We start from the raw sequence: 13,902 nt of genomic DNA on the forward strand, positions 1-13,902 counted from the left end.
CCACCCTTCCCGTAGACGGACGTCCCCCTCTCGCCTCGTGGTGGGAGGGGGACGTCCGTCTAGTCCGTCTACGGGGACAGGGGCGTCGTCGTCCGGGGGCAGGGGCGTTCGTCGTCCGGGGCAGGGACGTTCGTCGTTCAGGGAGAGGGTCGTCGTCCGTGCACGGCTGCGGCTCGTACCGCTGGGACGGCCGGGCGGTCAGGGCCCACCGCCCCTTCCGGTGGCCGGCGCTCGGTGAAGGACGGCTCGGTGAGGGACAACCGACAAGAGCGGACGGGCCCTGGTGTCCTCGGCCATGCCCGAGCCGACCGACCTACCCGCATGCCGGCCGCGTGGCCTACGACACCGTCGCCGAGAGCACATGGTCGGGGTTGCCCGGGTCTCTCCGGACCGCATCGCCGAGCTGCCGGGGCGGACCGGTCCGACGAGAAAGGCCCGGCCGGTCCGCAAGCCGGACGAGCAGGAGAGACCTCGGCAAGGTCAGCAGGCGTACCGCCTGGCCCGGTAGCCGGCGCCGCAGGGAAGGAAGAAGGGGTGTCGGCACCCTCGCGTCGCACGCCTCGTGGTCCGCGGCGGCGGAGACGACGAAGCGCCGCCCCCGCCGGCGGGTGCCGGGCGGGGGCGGCGCACAGTGCGAGGAGAGGGGCAGCGGGGTCTTTCTTAGCCCTTCTCCCCGGGTTCGTGGGGCAGGCCGGTCGGCTCAGCCCATCTCCTCCAGCTTCTTGCCCTTCGTCTCCTTGACGAACTTCAGGACGAACGGGATGGAGAGCGCGGCGAAGACCGTGTAGATCACGTAGGTGCCGGAGAGGTTCCAGTCGGCCAGCGACGGGAAGCTCGCGGTGATGGCCCAGTTGGCGATCCACTGCGCGGAGGCGGCCACGCCCAGGGCGGCGGCGCGGATCCGGTTCGGGAACATCTCGCCGAGGAAGACCCACACGACCACGCCCCAGGAGAGCGCGAAGAAGAGGACGAAGACGTGGGCGGCGATCAGGGCGACCCAGCCCTGGGTGGCGGGCAGCTTGCCGTCGACCAGGTCGTAGGAGAACGCCCAGGCCTCCAGCGCCAGGCCGATCACCATGCCGACGGAGCCGATGACGGCGAGCGGCTTGCGACCCACACGGTCCACGAAGATCATCGCGATCACGGTGCCGACGATGTTGATGATCGAGGTCGTGAACGAGTAGAAGAACGAGTCCGTCGGGTCGACGCCGACCGACTGCCACAGCGTCGAGGAGTAGTAGAACGCGACGTTGATGCCGACGAACTGCTGGAAGACCGACAGGCCGATGCCGATCCAGACGATCGGCTTGAAGAAGAAGCTGCCGCCGAGCAGGTCCTTGAAGGTGGACTTGTGCTCGCTCTTCATCGCGGCCTCGATCTCGGCCACGCGGGCGTCCAGGTCGATGTTCCCGCCCTCGACCTCGGCGAGGATCTCGCGGGCGCGGTCACGGCGACCGACGGAGAGCAGGAAGCGCGGGGACTCGGGGATGGCGAAGGAGAGCAGCCCGTACAGGACGGCCGGGACGACCATCACACCGAGCATGACCTGCCAGGCCTCCAGGCCCATCAGCTCGCCGCGCTGGTCACCGTCGGCGGCGTTGAGCAGGCCCCAGTTGACCAGCTGGGAGACGGCGATGCCGATGACGATCGCGGCCTGCTGGAAGGAGCCGAGACGGCCGCGGTAGGCGGGCGGGGCGACCTCGGCGATATAGGCGGGGCCGATGACCGAGGCCATGCCGATGGCGAAACCGCCGATGACACGCCACAGGGCGAGGTCCCACAGGCTGAAGGGGAGGGCGGATCCGACCGCGCTGACGGTGAACAGGACGGCGGCGATCTGCATGCAGCGGATGCGGCCGATCCGGTCGGCGATGCGGCCCGCGGCCGCGGCACCGACGGCGCACCCGATCAGGGCGATCGCGATGACCTGGGCCAGCGCTGCGGAGCCGATGTCGTAACGGTCGCGTATCGCCTCGACCGCGCCGTTGATCACGGAGCTGTCGTAGCCGAACAGGAACCCGCCCATGGCGGCCGCCGCGGCGATGAAGACGACGTGCCCGAGATGGTCGGGATGAGCCGTTCGCGATGTTGGCGCCTGCGCTGTGCTGGTCACGTGTACTCCTCGGGCACACCGGCAACGCTGCCGGGGAGGGGGTCATCGCCTTCAGATCGCATGACCTGAAGGTAAAAGCAACGTTGCAGAGACTATGCCTTCAAGTTTCGAAGTCAATAGTTGAACCCATGTGACTTTGACCCGGCTGCGTGTCGGGCTTGCATTCAACTTGTGAAATCGAGTAGGAAGCGCGGGCCTGTCTCCCCCGAACACGCGGAACCACGCGGCGGTTTCGGTACGTCGCACGGCGGCCCCGCCGCGGTCCGCGGGCCGCGGCGGGGCCGTGGGCACAGGGGGTACGGGCCCTCGGTGGCCCGGTCGGGTCAGCGCAGCCGCTGGCTGATGACTTTCGACACACCATCGCCCTGCATGGACACGCCGTACAGGGCGTCGGCCACCTCCATGGTGCGCTTCTGGTGCGTGATCACGATGAGCTGCGAGGTCTCCTGCAGCTCCCGCATGATGCCGATCAGCCGCTGGAGATTGGTGTCGTCCAGGGCGGCCTCGACCTCGTCCATGACGTAGAACGGGCTCGGGCGGGCCTTGAAGATCGACACCAGCAGGGCGACGGCGGTCAGCGAGCGCTCGCCGCCGGAGAGCAGGGACAGCCGCTTGACCTTCTTGCCCGGCGGGCGGGCCTCCACGTCCACGCCGGTGGTGAGCATGTGGTCCGGGTCGGTGAGCACGAGGCGGCCCTCACCGCCGGGGAAGAGCCGGCTGAACACGCCCTCGAACTCGCGTGCGGTGTCGCGGAAGGCCTCGGTGAAGACCTGCTCGACACGCTCGTCGACCTCCTTGACGACCCGCAGCAGATCGGCCCGGGTCTTCTTCAGGTCCTCCAGCTGCTCGCTGAGGAACCGGTGCCGTTCCTCCAGCGCCGCGAACTCCTCCAGGGCGAGCGGGTTGACCTTGCCGAGCTGCTGGTAGGCGCGTTCGGCGGCCTTCAGCCGTTTCTCCTGCTCGGCCCGGACGAAGGGCCGGGGCCGGTTGCGCGGGTCGTCCGGGTCGTCGGGCGCCGCCTGGCCGTCGGCGGGCGGCGAGGGCGGCACCGGCTGGTGCGGCCCGTACTCCTCGACCAGCACCGACGGCTGGACGCCGAGTTCTTCCAGGGCCTTGGTCTCCAGCTGTTCGATACGCAGCCGTTTCTCGGCGCCGAGCACCTCGCCGCGGTGGACGGAGTCGGTCAGCTTGTCCAGCTCGGTCTTCAGGTCGCGGGCCGCGGTGCGGGCGGCGGCCAGCTCCTGCTCGGCCCGTTCCTTGGCCGCCTCGGCGGCGACCCGCTCCTGCTCGGCGCGGGCCACGGAGACCTCGATGTGCGCCAGCAGTTGCCGGGCGCCCGCGGCGACGGCCCGGGCGACGGCCGCCTCGTGACGCAGCCGGGCGTGCCGCTGCTCGGCCCGCGCCCGGGCCTCGCGTTCGGCGCGGGCGGCCCGGTCCAGCGCGTCGGCCCGGCCGGCCAGGGCCTTGACCCGCTCTTCGTGGGTGCGGACCTGGAGGCGGGCCTCCATCTCGGTCTGCCGGGCGTTGGCACCGTCGGCGGCGAGCCGGTCCCGTACGGAGGTGTCGGGCTCCTCCTCGACGGGCGCTTCCTGGGCGGCGGCGAGGCGTTCGGCGAGTTCCTCGGCCTCGGCGAGCGCGGCGTCGAGCGTCTCCTGCGCGCGGGCGGCGGCGGCCGCGGCGCGCTCCGCCTCCCCGGCGGCGCCCCGGGCCTGCCCGGCGAGCCGGCCGAGCTGCTGGGCGACGGCCGACCGCTCCCGGTCGGCGGCCCGCCGCCGCTCCCCCAGTTCCTCGACCAGTGCGGCGCACTGCGCGCGCCGTTCCTCGGCCCGCTGCCGGGCCTCGGTCAGCCCGGCGCAGCGCACCTCGAGGTCCGCCAGCTGCGCGGCCGCCTCGTCCACGGCGGCCTGCACCTGGAGCAGGCTGGGCGCGCCGGCCGACCCGCCCTGGGCGAGGTGCGCGGCGAACAGGTCGCCCTCGGCGGTGACGGCGGTGAGGTGGGGGTGCGCCGCCACCAGCTTCTCCGCCTCCTCGAGGGTGTCCACGACCACGATCCCGTGCAGCAGCCGGCGCACCGCGGGCATCAGCTCGGCGGGTCCCTGGACCAGGTCGGCGGCGAAGGGGTGGGCGAGGGGCGGCGTGGGCGGGGCGGCGGCCGGCTCCGGTGCTGCGGAGACCAGCAGGGTGGCCCGGCCCGCGTCCTGGTCGCGCAGCAGGCGCAGGGCGTCGGCGGCCGCGGCGGGTGTGGCCACCACGACGGCGTCCGCGGCTGCGCCGAGGGCGGCGGCCAGGGCGGTCTCGTGACCGGGGGCGGTGGTCAGCAGCCGGGCGGCCGGGCCGAGCAGTCCGGCGAGGCGGTCCTTCGCCTCCAGCAGGGCGCCCGTGCCGTCCTTGCGGCGCAGGTTCAGTGCGAGGGCGTCGTGCCGGGCCTGGGTGGCGGCCCGGCGGCGTTCGGCGTCCGCCGCGGCCTCGCGGGCGGTGGCCAGGGCGTCCTCCGCCTCGGCGAGCGCCGCCTTCGCCGTCTCGTGCTGCGCGGCGAGCGCGTCCTCGTCCTCCTCGGCTCCGTCGACCTCGGCGCGCAGTGCCTCGTACTCCTCCTGTGCGCGTGTCGCGCGTTCCTGGGCCTCGTCCCGGGCGGTGGCCAGACGGTCGATCTCGGCCTGCGCGGAGGCGGCGCGCGAGCGGGCCGCGCTGACCTGGGCGCCGAGCCGGGCCAGCCCTTCGCGGCGGTCGGCGATGGCGCGGGCGACGTCCTTCAGGCGGCGTTCCTCGGCGGCGAGTTCGCGTTCCAGCTCGGCGCGGTGGGCGACGGTGTCCTCCAGGGCCCGCCGGGCCGCCTCGAGGGCCGCCTCCAGTTCGGCTTCCTGGTCGCGGATGCGGGCGGCCTCGCGTTCCAGGTCCTCCGGGTCGCGTCCGCGGCGTTCCTCGACGGGCTGGGTGGTGGCGCTGTGCACGCGGGCGTCGGCGAGCGAGACGGTGCCGCGGACCCGTTCGGCCAGCCGGCTCAGCTCGTACCAGGTCTGCTGGGCGCGCTGCACGCGCGGGGCGAGCCGGCGGGTCTCCTCCTCCAGCCGGGCCTCGTGCTGGAGGGCCTTGTTCAGTTCGGCCTCGGCGGCGTCCTTGCGTTGTTTCAGGGCCGCCTCGTCGGCGATCTCGGCCTGCAGGGCCTCGCGGAGCTGTACGAGGTCGTCGGCGAGCAGGCGCAGGCGGGCGTCGCGCAGCTCGGCCTGGATGACGGCGGCCTTGCGGGCCACGGCGGCCTGGCGGCCCAGGGGTTTGAGCTGGCGGCGCAGCTCGTCGGCGAGGTCCTGGACGCGGGCGAGGTTGGCCTGCATCGCGTCCAGTTTCCTGAGCGCCTTCTCCTTGCGTCTGCGGTGTTTGAGGACGCCGGCGGCCTCCTCGATGAAGGCGCGGCGGCCGGAGGGGTCGGCGTGCAGGACGGAGTCGAGCTGTCCCTGGCCGACGATGACGTGCATCTCCCGGCCGATGCCGGAGTCGGACAGCAGTTCCTGGATGTCCAGCAGACGGCAGGTGTCGCCGTTGATCCGGTACTCGCTGCCGCCGTTGCGGAACATGGTCCGCGTGATGGTGACCTCGGTGTACTCGATGGGCAGCGCGCCGTCGGAGTTGTCGATGGTCAGGGACACCTCGGCCCGGCCGAGGGGCGGGCGGCCGGTGGTGCCGGCGAAGATGACGTCCTCCATCTTGCCGCCGCGCAGCGACTTGGCGCCCTGCTCGCCCATGACCCAGCTGAGCGCGTCGACGACGTTGGACTTGCCCGAGCCGTTGGGGCCGACGACGCAGGTGATGCCCGGTTCGAACCGGAGTGTGGTCGCCGATGCGAACGACTTGAACCCCCGCAGGGTCAGGGCCTTGAGGTGCACGCCGCCGCACTTTACCCGGCGCCTTTACCGCACTCCACGAACCCTCGCAAGCGCGCGGTTTCGCGCATGACCTTGCAGGGCACATCAGAATCAAGAGCCGGACGGGTGCGCGGGGCAGGGCGGACGGCGGACGCGGGGGACGCCGGGAGGACGACAGGGCGCGGGCAGGGAAGACGCGGGGGCAGGAAAGAAGGGACGCCGAAGCGCCCCTTGCAACGCTGAGAACTGGGCGGTTGACGACAGCCCGACCACCGTGTCGTGGTGCGATGCAGTGATCAGGTGAGCGCAGGCTCCGCCTGGTTCGCGTCGACACGCTCCACGACCCTGTCGCGAGAAGCGTTGGCCGTCAGCGCGTCGTTCTCCGCCTGAATCCGTACGAGTTCGGCTTCCAGGTCCTGGACGCGCTGCTGGAGCCGCCGCATCTCGGCGAGGAGTCGCGGGTCACAGCCGCCGACGTAACCGAGAAGCGCCTTTGCCATGATGGATGGTCCTCCACAATGAGTGACCGACCGATGCGGTGTGGGTCGTGAGGGATTCGCACCCGCAGTGCCTGGCACTGGTCGTCGTGCGGCCTTTCTTCCATGCCAAACAGCTTCAGGTGCGCGGGCTTTCAGCGTCTCACCAAAAAGTTTGACGGTCAACACGATCACGCCCCGTATCGAACGGTGTCCCCGCGTGCGCGTGCCGGGGCCCGCCCGGACGCCCGCCGCGGCCGTCGGCGCGCTCCGCGGTGACGTCCGGCGGCAAAGCACGGTGCGTGACCCCCGGCACGTCCTCGGTCACCTGCTCGTTTTCCACCGACGCGGTGCGTAGCGAGGGCGTGGCCCGCCCGGGGCCGGGGGCGCGCTCAGCGGATCGCGAAGCCGTCGTAGCCGCCGCGGGGTGTGTCCCAGATCTCGGTCACCCCGTCCACACGTCCGGGCGTGTCGCCGTTCTTCAGCCAGGCGAGCAGCTGCTCGCACCCCTCCTTGGGGCCTTCCGCCACGACCTGCACCCGGCCGTCGTCCAGGTTCAGGGCGAAACCCCGCAGGCCGCCGATCTCCAGCGCCCGTGCCCGGGTGAACCAGCGGAACCCCACGCCTTGGACATGTCCGCGCACCCACGCGACCAGTCGCACTTCCTCGCTCATGACTGCAACCTAACCGGGCGATGTCCGTGAGGGCACGTCCGGTCGGCCGCGTCATGCGGTACCGTCCCGGTCCGATGCATCTCATCTGAAACTCACTCGATCGAGTGAGTCCGGTTGATCGCGACGGCCCAGTGCGCGGTACGCCGCCGCTGGGACGGGGAGGGCCAGGACATGGGACGCCACCGACGCTCCGCCGCCGGCCGCGCCACCACGGACCGTGCCACCGGGACGACGGACCCCCACGGCGGCCACGCACCGGCCCACGGGTCCGGGACACCGCATGCCGAGGACCGTACGGGACGAGGCCACCGCAGGCGGCGGGCCGCCGGACCGGTCCGCACCGGCCTGCTCGGCGTCTCGGCCGCGGTCGCCCTCGGCACGGTCGCGGTCTCCAGCGGCGTGCTCCCCGGCCTGCCCTCCTTCCTGCCGGGGGGCGCGGGCGACGGCCCGGAGCAGGTGCGGGCCGCGAGCGCGCCGCCGGTCGGCGAGAGCGCGCAGGACCGAGCATCCGCCGATGCGGTTCCCGGCAGCCGGCCGAGCACACCCGCCGCGAGCCGCAGCAGCCGCCCGCCGGCCTCCCCCACCCCGTCCGCCTCCGCATCGGCGTCCGCCTCCGCCGCACCCCCGGCCGCCCCGCGCGCCACCGAGCCGGCCATCGCGTCCGCGGACTCGCCCGCGGCACGGGCCGGCACACCGTCCCGCACCACTGCGGCACCGATCCGCTCCGGGCAGCAGGACGGCTCGGCGGCCTCGGCCGAGGCGCAGGTACTGGCGCTGGTCAACCAGGAGCGGGCCGCGGCGGGCTGCCGTCCGCTGACCGCGAGCAAGGCGCTGGCCTCGCTGGCCGAGAACTTCAGCCGGGCCATGGCCGAGCAGGGCTTCTTCGACCACACCGATCCCAGCGGCGCCACACCGTGGGACCGGGCGGCCCGGGCCGGCATCACCGACCTCGGCGGCGAGAACATCGCCCGCGGCCAGCCCGACCCCGAGTCGGTGATGGACTCCTGGATGAACAGCCCCGGCCACCGGGCCAACATCCTCAACTGCGACTTCACCACCCTGGGCGTGGGCGTCCACTACGGTCCGGGCGGACCGTGGTGGACGCAGGACTTCGGGTACTGACACCACCGTCCGGCCCGGGCGGGCGGCCTCCTCCTGCGCACCCGGCCCTCGACCTCGACGACGGCGGAAGGTGCGGACGAAGCGGATCGCCGGTCCGTGTGACGGGCGGCCCCGGTCGCGGCCGGGGCCCGCCGGTTCGGTGCTCCCTGCGGGGCCGCGCCCGGGTCGCGTACGCTTCGGTCATGGGCCTCACCCCGGAGTGCGTCGCGCGGCAGGAGCACCCGGCGCCGGACCACCCTGCGCGCGATGCCGCACAGGCGAATCCCCCGTACGACGTCTTCGCCCGGGCCTGTCCGTCGCGCGGCACGCTGGAGCACGTGACGGGACGGTGGGGGGCGCTCGTCCTGGGCGCCCTGTACGAGGGGTCTTTGCGCTTCACCCAGCTGAGCCGGCGCGTGGACGGGGTGAGCGAGAAGATGCTGTCCCAGACCCTGCACACGCTGCAGCGCGACGGTCTGGTGCACCGCGAGGCGCGGCCGGCGAACCCGCCCCGCGTGGACTACGAGCTGACCCCGCTCGGCCGTGAGGTCGCCGAGCGGCTGCTGGCCCTCATCGAGTGCGTGGAGGGCCGGATGGACGAGGTGCTGGCGGCCCGTGCGCGTCACGACGCCGCGCGGGGCGGGCGCTGACACCTCGGGCAGAAGTAACTGGAACGGTTCATCCAGGGCCGTCGGCGTATCGGGGTGCCGCAGCGGCGGCAGGGCAGGCCCTCGCGTCCGTAGGCGTCCAGGGACCGGTCGAAGTAGCCGGACTCGCCGTTGACGTTGACGTAGAGGCTGTCGAAGCTGGTCCCGCCGACGGCCAGGGCCGCGTTCATCACGTCGCGGATGTGGGTCAGCAGCTCGGCCGTGCGCGGCCGGGTGAAACCGGCCGTGGGGCGGTCGTAGTGGACACGGGCCCGCCACAGCGCCTCGTCGGCGTAGATGTTGCCGACGCCGCTGATCAGGGACTGGTCGAGCAGGGCCCGTTTGATCGTGGTGCGCTTGCGGCGCAGCGCCCGGTGGAAGGCGTCCTCGTCGAACAACGGGTCCAGCGGGTCCCGGGCGATGTGGGCGATGACCTCGGGCAGGCCCTCGGGCGTGTCGGGGTGCAGGGACAGGCCGCCGAAGGTGCGCTGGTCGACGAAGCGCAGTTCGGTGCCCAGCTCGTCGGCGAAGCGGATACGCACCCGCAGATGTTTCTCGTCCGGTGCCTCGTGGGGCTGGACCAGCAGCTGGCCGCTCATGCCCAGGTGGGCCAGGACCGACTCGCCGGACTCCTCCAGCGGCAGCCACAGATACTTGCCGCGCCGGCGGGGCGTGCCGATGTGCCGGCCCTTGAGGCGCTGCACGAAGTCCTCGGGCCCGGCCGGATGGCGGCGCACGGCGCGCGGATGCAGCACCTCGGCGTCGGTGACCGAGCGGTGGGCGACCCACCGCTCCAGGCCGCGCCGGACGACCTCGACCTCGGGCAACTCGGGCATGCGGACCCCTGGGGGCGGACCGCAGCCGGCTGCGGTCCGGTGGACGGTGAGAGCGCCCGCACCGCGAGCCGGGCGGCTCGGGGTGCGGGCGCTCGGGACTGCTCTGTCAGGCGGTGGCGGTCGACGTGTCGCCGTCCGCGGCGGCCTCGCCGGCCTGCTGCTTGGCGCGTTCGTCCGCGGCGGCCCGGATGGCCCGCCAGGCGGACTCGGCGGCCTGCTGCTCCGCCTCCTTCTTGCTGCGGCCGGTGCCGGTGCCGTACGAGACGCCTCCGACGCGGGCGGCAGCAGTGAAGGTCTTCTCGTGGTCGGGGCCGGTCTCCGTGACCAGGTACTCGGGAACGCCGAGCCCCTCGGTCGCGGTCAGCTCCTGCAGACTGGTCTTCCAGTCCAGGCCGGCGCCGAGGTTGGAGGACTTCTCGATCAGCGGATCGAACAGGCGGTGCACCAGTTCGGCGGCCGCCTCCAGCCCCTGGTCGAGATAGACCGCGCCGATCACCGCTTCCAGGGTGTCGGCGAGGATGGATGCCTTGTCCCGGCCGCCCGTGCCTTCTTCACCGCGGCCGAGCCGGATGAAGGACCCCAGGTCGAGCCCGCGGCCCACCTCCGCCAGCGCACGCGAGTTGACCACCGCGGCCCGCAGCTTGGCCAGCTGGCCCTCGGGCAGGTCGGGGTGGGTGCGGTACAGCGTGTCCGTGACGACGAGGCCCAGGACGGAGTCGCCGAGGAACTCCAGTCGTTCGTTCGTCGGCAGACCGCCGTTCTCGTACGCGTAGGAACGGTGGGTCAGCGCTCGCACCAGAAGGGCGGACTCGACCTTGTAGCCGAGCCGCCCTTCCAGAAGCGTGTGGGACGAGGCTTTGTTGTCCGATGGGCCACTCCCGCTCGCGCGGGAAGAGTTCTTCTTCGCCGTGGACACGGTGCCTCTCACCAGCCGCTCAGACCTCGAGGACCTGGCGCTTGTTGTAGGTGCCGCACGACGGGCACGCGGTGTGCTGCAGCTTCGGCTCGTGGCAGCGCTCGCACGCAACCAGGGTGGGGACCGCAGCCTTCCACTGCGACCGGCGGTGGCGCGTGTTGCTGCGCGACATCTTCCGCTTCGGAACGGCCACGGCTACTTCTCCTGCTTCTCGTCGGCGCTCGCATCGGCGCCGCTGGTCTCGTCCTTCTCGCCGTCCCTGAGGGAGTCGGCGAGTCCCTGCAATGCCGCCCAACGGATGTCGACGGCGTCGTGGTGGTGGTCCGGGTCGTCCGCGAGCCGTACCCCGCACTCGGAGCACAGTCCCGGACAGTCTTCCTGGCACACCGGCTGCATCGGCAGTGCGAGCACCACCGCATCCCGCAGCGTGGATTCGAGGTCGATCAGACCGTCCTCGACAAAGAGCATGTCCTCGTCGTCCTCGGCGTCGTCGCCCGGTTCCGCGCTCACGCGGCCCCGGTCGTCGGCGTCAGGGTACGAGAACATCTCCTGGAAGTCCGCTTCGAGGTCCAGTCGAAGCGGCTCCAGACACCTTACGCACTCCCCCTCGGCCCGTGCACGGGCGGTCCCTGTCACCAGGACACCTTCCATGACCGACTCGAGCCGGATCTCGAGTTCGACCGGTGCGCCCTCGGGCACCCCGACGACTCCCTTGAGACCGAGGTCCTTCGGTGCGGGGACCGAGCGGGACAGGCGCTGCAACGCGCCGGGCCGCCGTCCCAGCTCGTGCGTGTCGAGCACGAGAGGGTTGCGGTGGTCGAGGCGGGCGTTGTGAGCCATTCCTGCTTTCCGAACTCGTGGGGACGCCGCCGCGGTGGTGTCGTCCGGGCAGCGCTGATCGCGGACGTAGGCGCGACCGAACAGTCAGGATAACGGACCTTGCGCCTCCGGCCCAATCCGCGGCCTCGGCGCCGACCGGTGCGGGCTGTCGCCGCTACAGCCCGCGCCCCTGCTCGTAGGCCCGCAGCTGCTCGGCGCTGATCATGCTGGTGTCGAACAGGCTCGTCTCGTCCAGAGCGTAGCTCTGCCGGGACTGCTGCGTCTGCTGGGCCTGCTGGGCCTGCTGAGGGTCGTAGGCGGACGTCTGCGGGTCGTAGCCGGGCGCCTGCGCGTAGCCGCCGGCGGCGTACGGGTCGGCCTGCTGGTAGCCGTACGGGTCGGCCTGCCCGCCGTAACCCTGCCCGTAGCCGTAGGGGTCGCTCTGCGCCTGCTCCTGGGCGTAGCCGTAGGACGACTGCGGGTCGTAGGCCGGCTGCTGCGGAGCGGGCGCGGACGCCGCGGGCGCCGGGGAGTCGGCGAGGGACGCGAGGCCGGCGAGGTAGTCGGCGTCGCTGGAGTGCTGGTAGGTCGTGGTGTCGTCGGCGAGGGCGCCGAGATCGTCGGTGGCGATGCGGCCGTGCAGCTTCTGCCGGCCCCGTCCGACGGCCTCCAGGGTCTTGGCCAGGACCGCCTCGAAGGCGCCCAGCTTGGCGTCGACGTAGGCGTCCGCGTTGCGGCGCAGGGTCTCGGGGTCGTGACTGCGCTCGGGCGCGTCCTCGTCCTCGTAGCCGTCCTCGTCGAGGCCGGGGCCGGTGCCGAGGAGCTTCTCCCGGCCGCGGCCGACCGAGCCGAGGGTCTTGGTGAGGACGACCTCGAAGTTGGCGAGCTTGGAGTCGACGTAGTCGTCGGCCTCGGCGCGGATCTCCTCGGCCTCCTTGCGGGCCTCGGCGAGGATCCGGTCGGCCTCGGCCTGGGCGCGCCGGGCGATCTCGGTGTCGGCGATCAGCGAGCCGCGTTCGGCGTGGGCGGACTCGATGATCCGCTCGGCCTCGCGCCGGGCCTCCTCCACGACCTGGTCGCGGTCCCCGATCAGCTCCTGGGCCTGGGCGAGGGAGCCGGGCAGCGCCTGGCGGACCTCCTCCAGCATCCCGAGCAGTTCCGCGCGGTTGACCACGCACGAGGCCGACATGGGCATGGACCGGGCGCCGGAGACCGTGGCCACGATCTCGTCGAGCTTCTTCTGCACGTCCACGGTGTGCTCGCCACTCCTGCCGAGGTGTTGGAGACGGACGGGACGACTGTACGACCACGCGGCGGCCGCCCGACACCGGGTGTGACGACCGGTCAGGTCGCGCGCGGGATTCAGTCCTTGCGCAGTTTGCGCGTCAGGGCGTCCAGCACCTGCGGCGGCACCAGGTGCGAGACGTCGCCGCCCCAGGCCGCGACCTCCTTGACCAGGGAGGACGACAGGAAGCTGTAGGTGGGGTTGGTGGGCACGAACAGCGTCTCGACACCGGAGAGGCCGTTGTTCATCTGGGCCATCTGCAGTTCGTAGTCGAAGTCGCTGACGGCGCGCAGGCCCTTGACGATGGCGGGGATGTCGCGCTGCTTGCAGTAGTCGACGAGCAGGCCGTGGAAGGACTCCACGCGGACGTTGGCGTACTCGCCGGTGACCTGACGGATGAGATCGATGCGTTCCTCGATCTCGAACAGGCCCTTCTTCGACTTGTTGATCATCACCGCCACGTAGACCTCGTCGTACAGGCGGGAGGCGCGGGCGATGATGTCGAGATGCCCGTTGGTGATCGGGTCGAACGACCCGGGACAGACGGCGCGGCGCACTAGTGATCCCTCGCTCTCCGGTCCGGTCATCGTGCGTCTTCGCACGTAGCGGCGGCGCGACCGTACCAAAAGGTTCCTTCACCGTAGCGCCGGGCCCGCAGCGCCACGAACCCCTCCGGCCAGTGGAATTCGCCACCCCTGGTGCTGCGCTCCACGGTGACGAGGGCGTCCTCGGCGAGCCATCCCGTGTGGCGGAGTGTGAGGAGAATCTCCCGCAGATCGCCGTCCGGAACGGCGTACGGCGGGTCGAGGAAGACGATGTCGTACGGCTCGGCCGGCGGGGCGGTGCGCACGATCTGCTCCGCTTTGCCGCATCTGACCTCGGCGCCGGAAAGGCCCAGGGTGCGCACGTTCTGCCGCAGGGTGCGGAAGGCCCGGGCGTCGGCCTCCACCAACAGGGTGTGCCCGGCGCCGCGGGAGAGTGCCTCCAGGCCCACGGCGCCGGAGCCGGCGTACAGGTCCAGGACGCGTTCGCCGTCCAGGGGGCCGCCGAGCAGGGACTGCCAGGTGGAGAACAGCCCTTCCCGTGCCCGGTCGGAGGTGGGCCGGGTACCGGTCCCGGGCGGGACGGCCAGGCGGCGTCCGCCGGCCCGGCCGGCGATCACGCGGGTCATGCTC

The 13,902-nt window shown here is 72.3% G+C and carries 13 protein-coding genes; 2 read left to right on the forward strand and 11 right to left on the reverse strand.

Annotation, left to right across the window (positions count from 1 at the left end):
• Positions 1-700 precede the first annotated feature (700 nt).
• From OG899_RS06825 to OG899_RS06840, 4 genes are all read right to left on the reverse strand, one after another.
• On the reverse strand, positions 701-2,113 hold the full coding sequence (locus OG899_RS06825; protein ID WP_125499436.1) for a sugar porter family MFS transporter: 1,413 nt from the start codon (positions 2,111-2,113) through the stop codon (positions 701-703).
• Between the two features lie 323 nt (positions 2,114-2,436).
• Positions 2,437-5,994 carry a chromosome segregation protein SMC gene (gene smc / locus OG899_RS06830; RefSeq protein WP_125499435.1) on the reverse strand — a complete coding sequence of 1,186 codons (3,558 nt, stop codon included), beginning with the start codon at positions 5,992-5,994 and terminating at the stop codon, positions 2,437-2,439.
• A gap of 275 nt (positions 5,995-6,269) precedes the next feature.
• Positions 6,270-6,473, reverse strand: coding sequence for a hypothetical protein (locus OG899_RS06835; protein WP_125499434.1), 204 nt, complete (start codon positions 6,471-6,473; stop codon positions 6,270-6,272).
• A 368-nt stretch (positions 6,474-6,841) separates the two neighbouring features.
• Positions 6,842-7,123, reverse strand: coding sequence for an acylphosphatase (locus OG899_RS06840; protein WP_125499433.1), 282 nt, complete (start codon positions 7,121-7,123; stop codon positions 6,842-6,844).
• A gap of 171 nt (positions 7,124-7,294) precedes the next feature.
• Between OG899_RS06840 and OG899_RS06845 the strand changes: the two genes are divergently transcribed.
• Both OG899_RS06845 and OG899_RS06850 read left to right on the forward strand, forming a co-directional pair.
• Positions 7,295-8,245, forward strand: coding sequence for a CAP domain-containing protein (locus OG899_RS06845; protein ID WP_168131269.1), 951 nt, complete (start codon positions 7,295-7,297; stop codon positions 8,243-8,245).
• Positions 8,246-8,427: 182 nt separating this feature from the next.
• Positions 8,428-8,874, forward strand: coding sequence for a helix-turn-helix domain-containing protein (locus OG899_RS06850; RefSeq protein ID WP_168131268.1), 447 nt, complete (start codon positions 8,428-8,430; stop codon positions 8,872-8,874).
• Here the strand turns inward: OG899_RS06850 and mutM are convergent.
• From mutM to rsmD, 7 genes are all read right to left on the reverse strand, one after another.
• Positions 8,847-9,707, reverse strand: a complete 861-nt coding sequence (mutM, locus tag OG899_RS06855) for a bifunctional DNA-formamidopyrimidine glycosylase/DNA-(apurinic or apyrimidinic site) lyase (RefSeq protein ID WP_125496151.1) — start codon at positions 9,705-9,707, stop codon at positions 8,847-8,849. The two genes, OG899_RS06850 and mutM, sit on opposite strands and share 28 nt — an antisense overlap.
• Positions 9,708-9,813: 106 nt before the next feature.
• Entirely contained in the window at positions 9,814-10,635 is an 822-nt protein-coding gene (gene rnc, locus OG899_RS06860) for a ribonuclease III (RefSeq protein ID WP_125496152.1), read from the reverse strand.
• A 7-nt stretch (positions 10,636-10,642) separates the two neighbouring features.
• Positions 10,643-10,816 carry a 50S ribosomal protein L32 gene (rpmF, locus tag OG899_RS06865; protein ID WP_125496153.1) on the reverse strand — a complete coding sequence of 58 codons (174 nt, stop codon included), beginning with the start codon at positions 10,814-10,816 and terminating at the stop codon, positions 10,643-10,645.
• A 2-nt stretch (positions 10,817-10,818) separates the two neighbouring features.
• Positions 10,819-11,463, reverse strand: a complete 645-nt coding sequence (locus OG899_RS06870; protein ID WP_125496154.1) for a DUF177 domain-containing protein — start codon at positions 11,461-11,463, stop codon at positions 10,819-10,821.
• Positions 11,464-11,617: 154 nt separating this feature from the next.
• Complete coding sequence (locus tag OG899_RS06875; RefSeq protein WP_168131267.1) at positions 11,618-12,694, reverse strand: ATP synthase F0 subunit B; 1,077 nt, start codon at positions 12,692-12,694, stop codon at positions 11,618-11,620.
• A 110-nt stretch (positions 12,695-12,804) separates the two neighbouring features.
• Positions 12,805-13,284 (reverse strand): pantetheine-phosphate adenylyltransferase, encoded by a 480-nt coding sequence (gene coaD / locus OG899_RS06880; protein WP_221886877.1) that lies wholly within the window; start codon positions 13,282-13,284, stop codon positions 12,805-12,807.
• A 26-nt stretch (positions 13,285-13,310) separates the two neighbouring features.
• Complete coding sequence (gene rsmD, locus OG899_RS06885; RefSeq protein ID WP_125496157.1) at positions 13,311-13,898, reverse strand: 16S rRNA (guanine(966)-N(2))-methyltransferase RsmD; 588 nt, start codon at positions 13,896-13,898, stop codon at positions 13,311-13,313.
• Between the last annotated feature and the right edge of the window lie 4 nt (positions 13,899-13,902).

This window comes from Streptomyces thermoviolaceus, assembly GCF_045209695.1.
Taxonomy (GTDB): Bacteria; Actinomycetota; Actinomycetes; order Streptomycetales; family Streptomycetaceae; genus Streptomyces; species Streptomyces thermoviolaceus.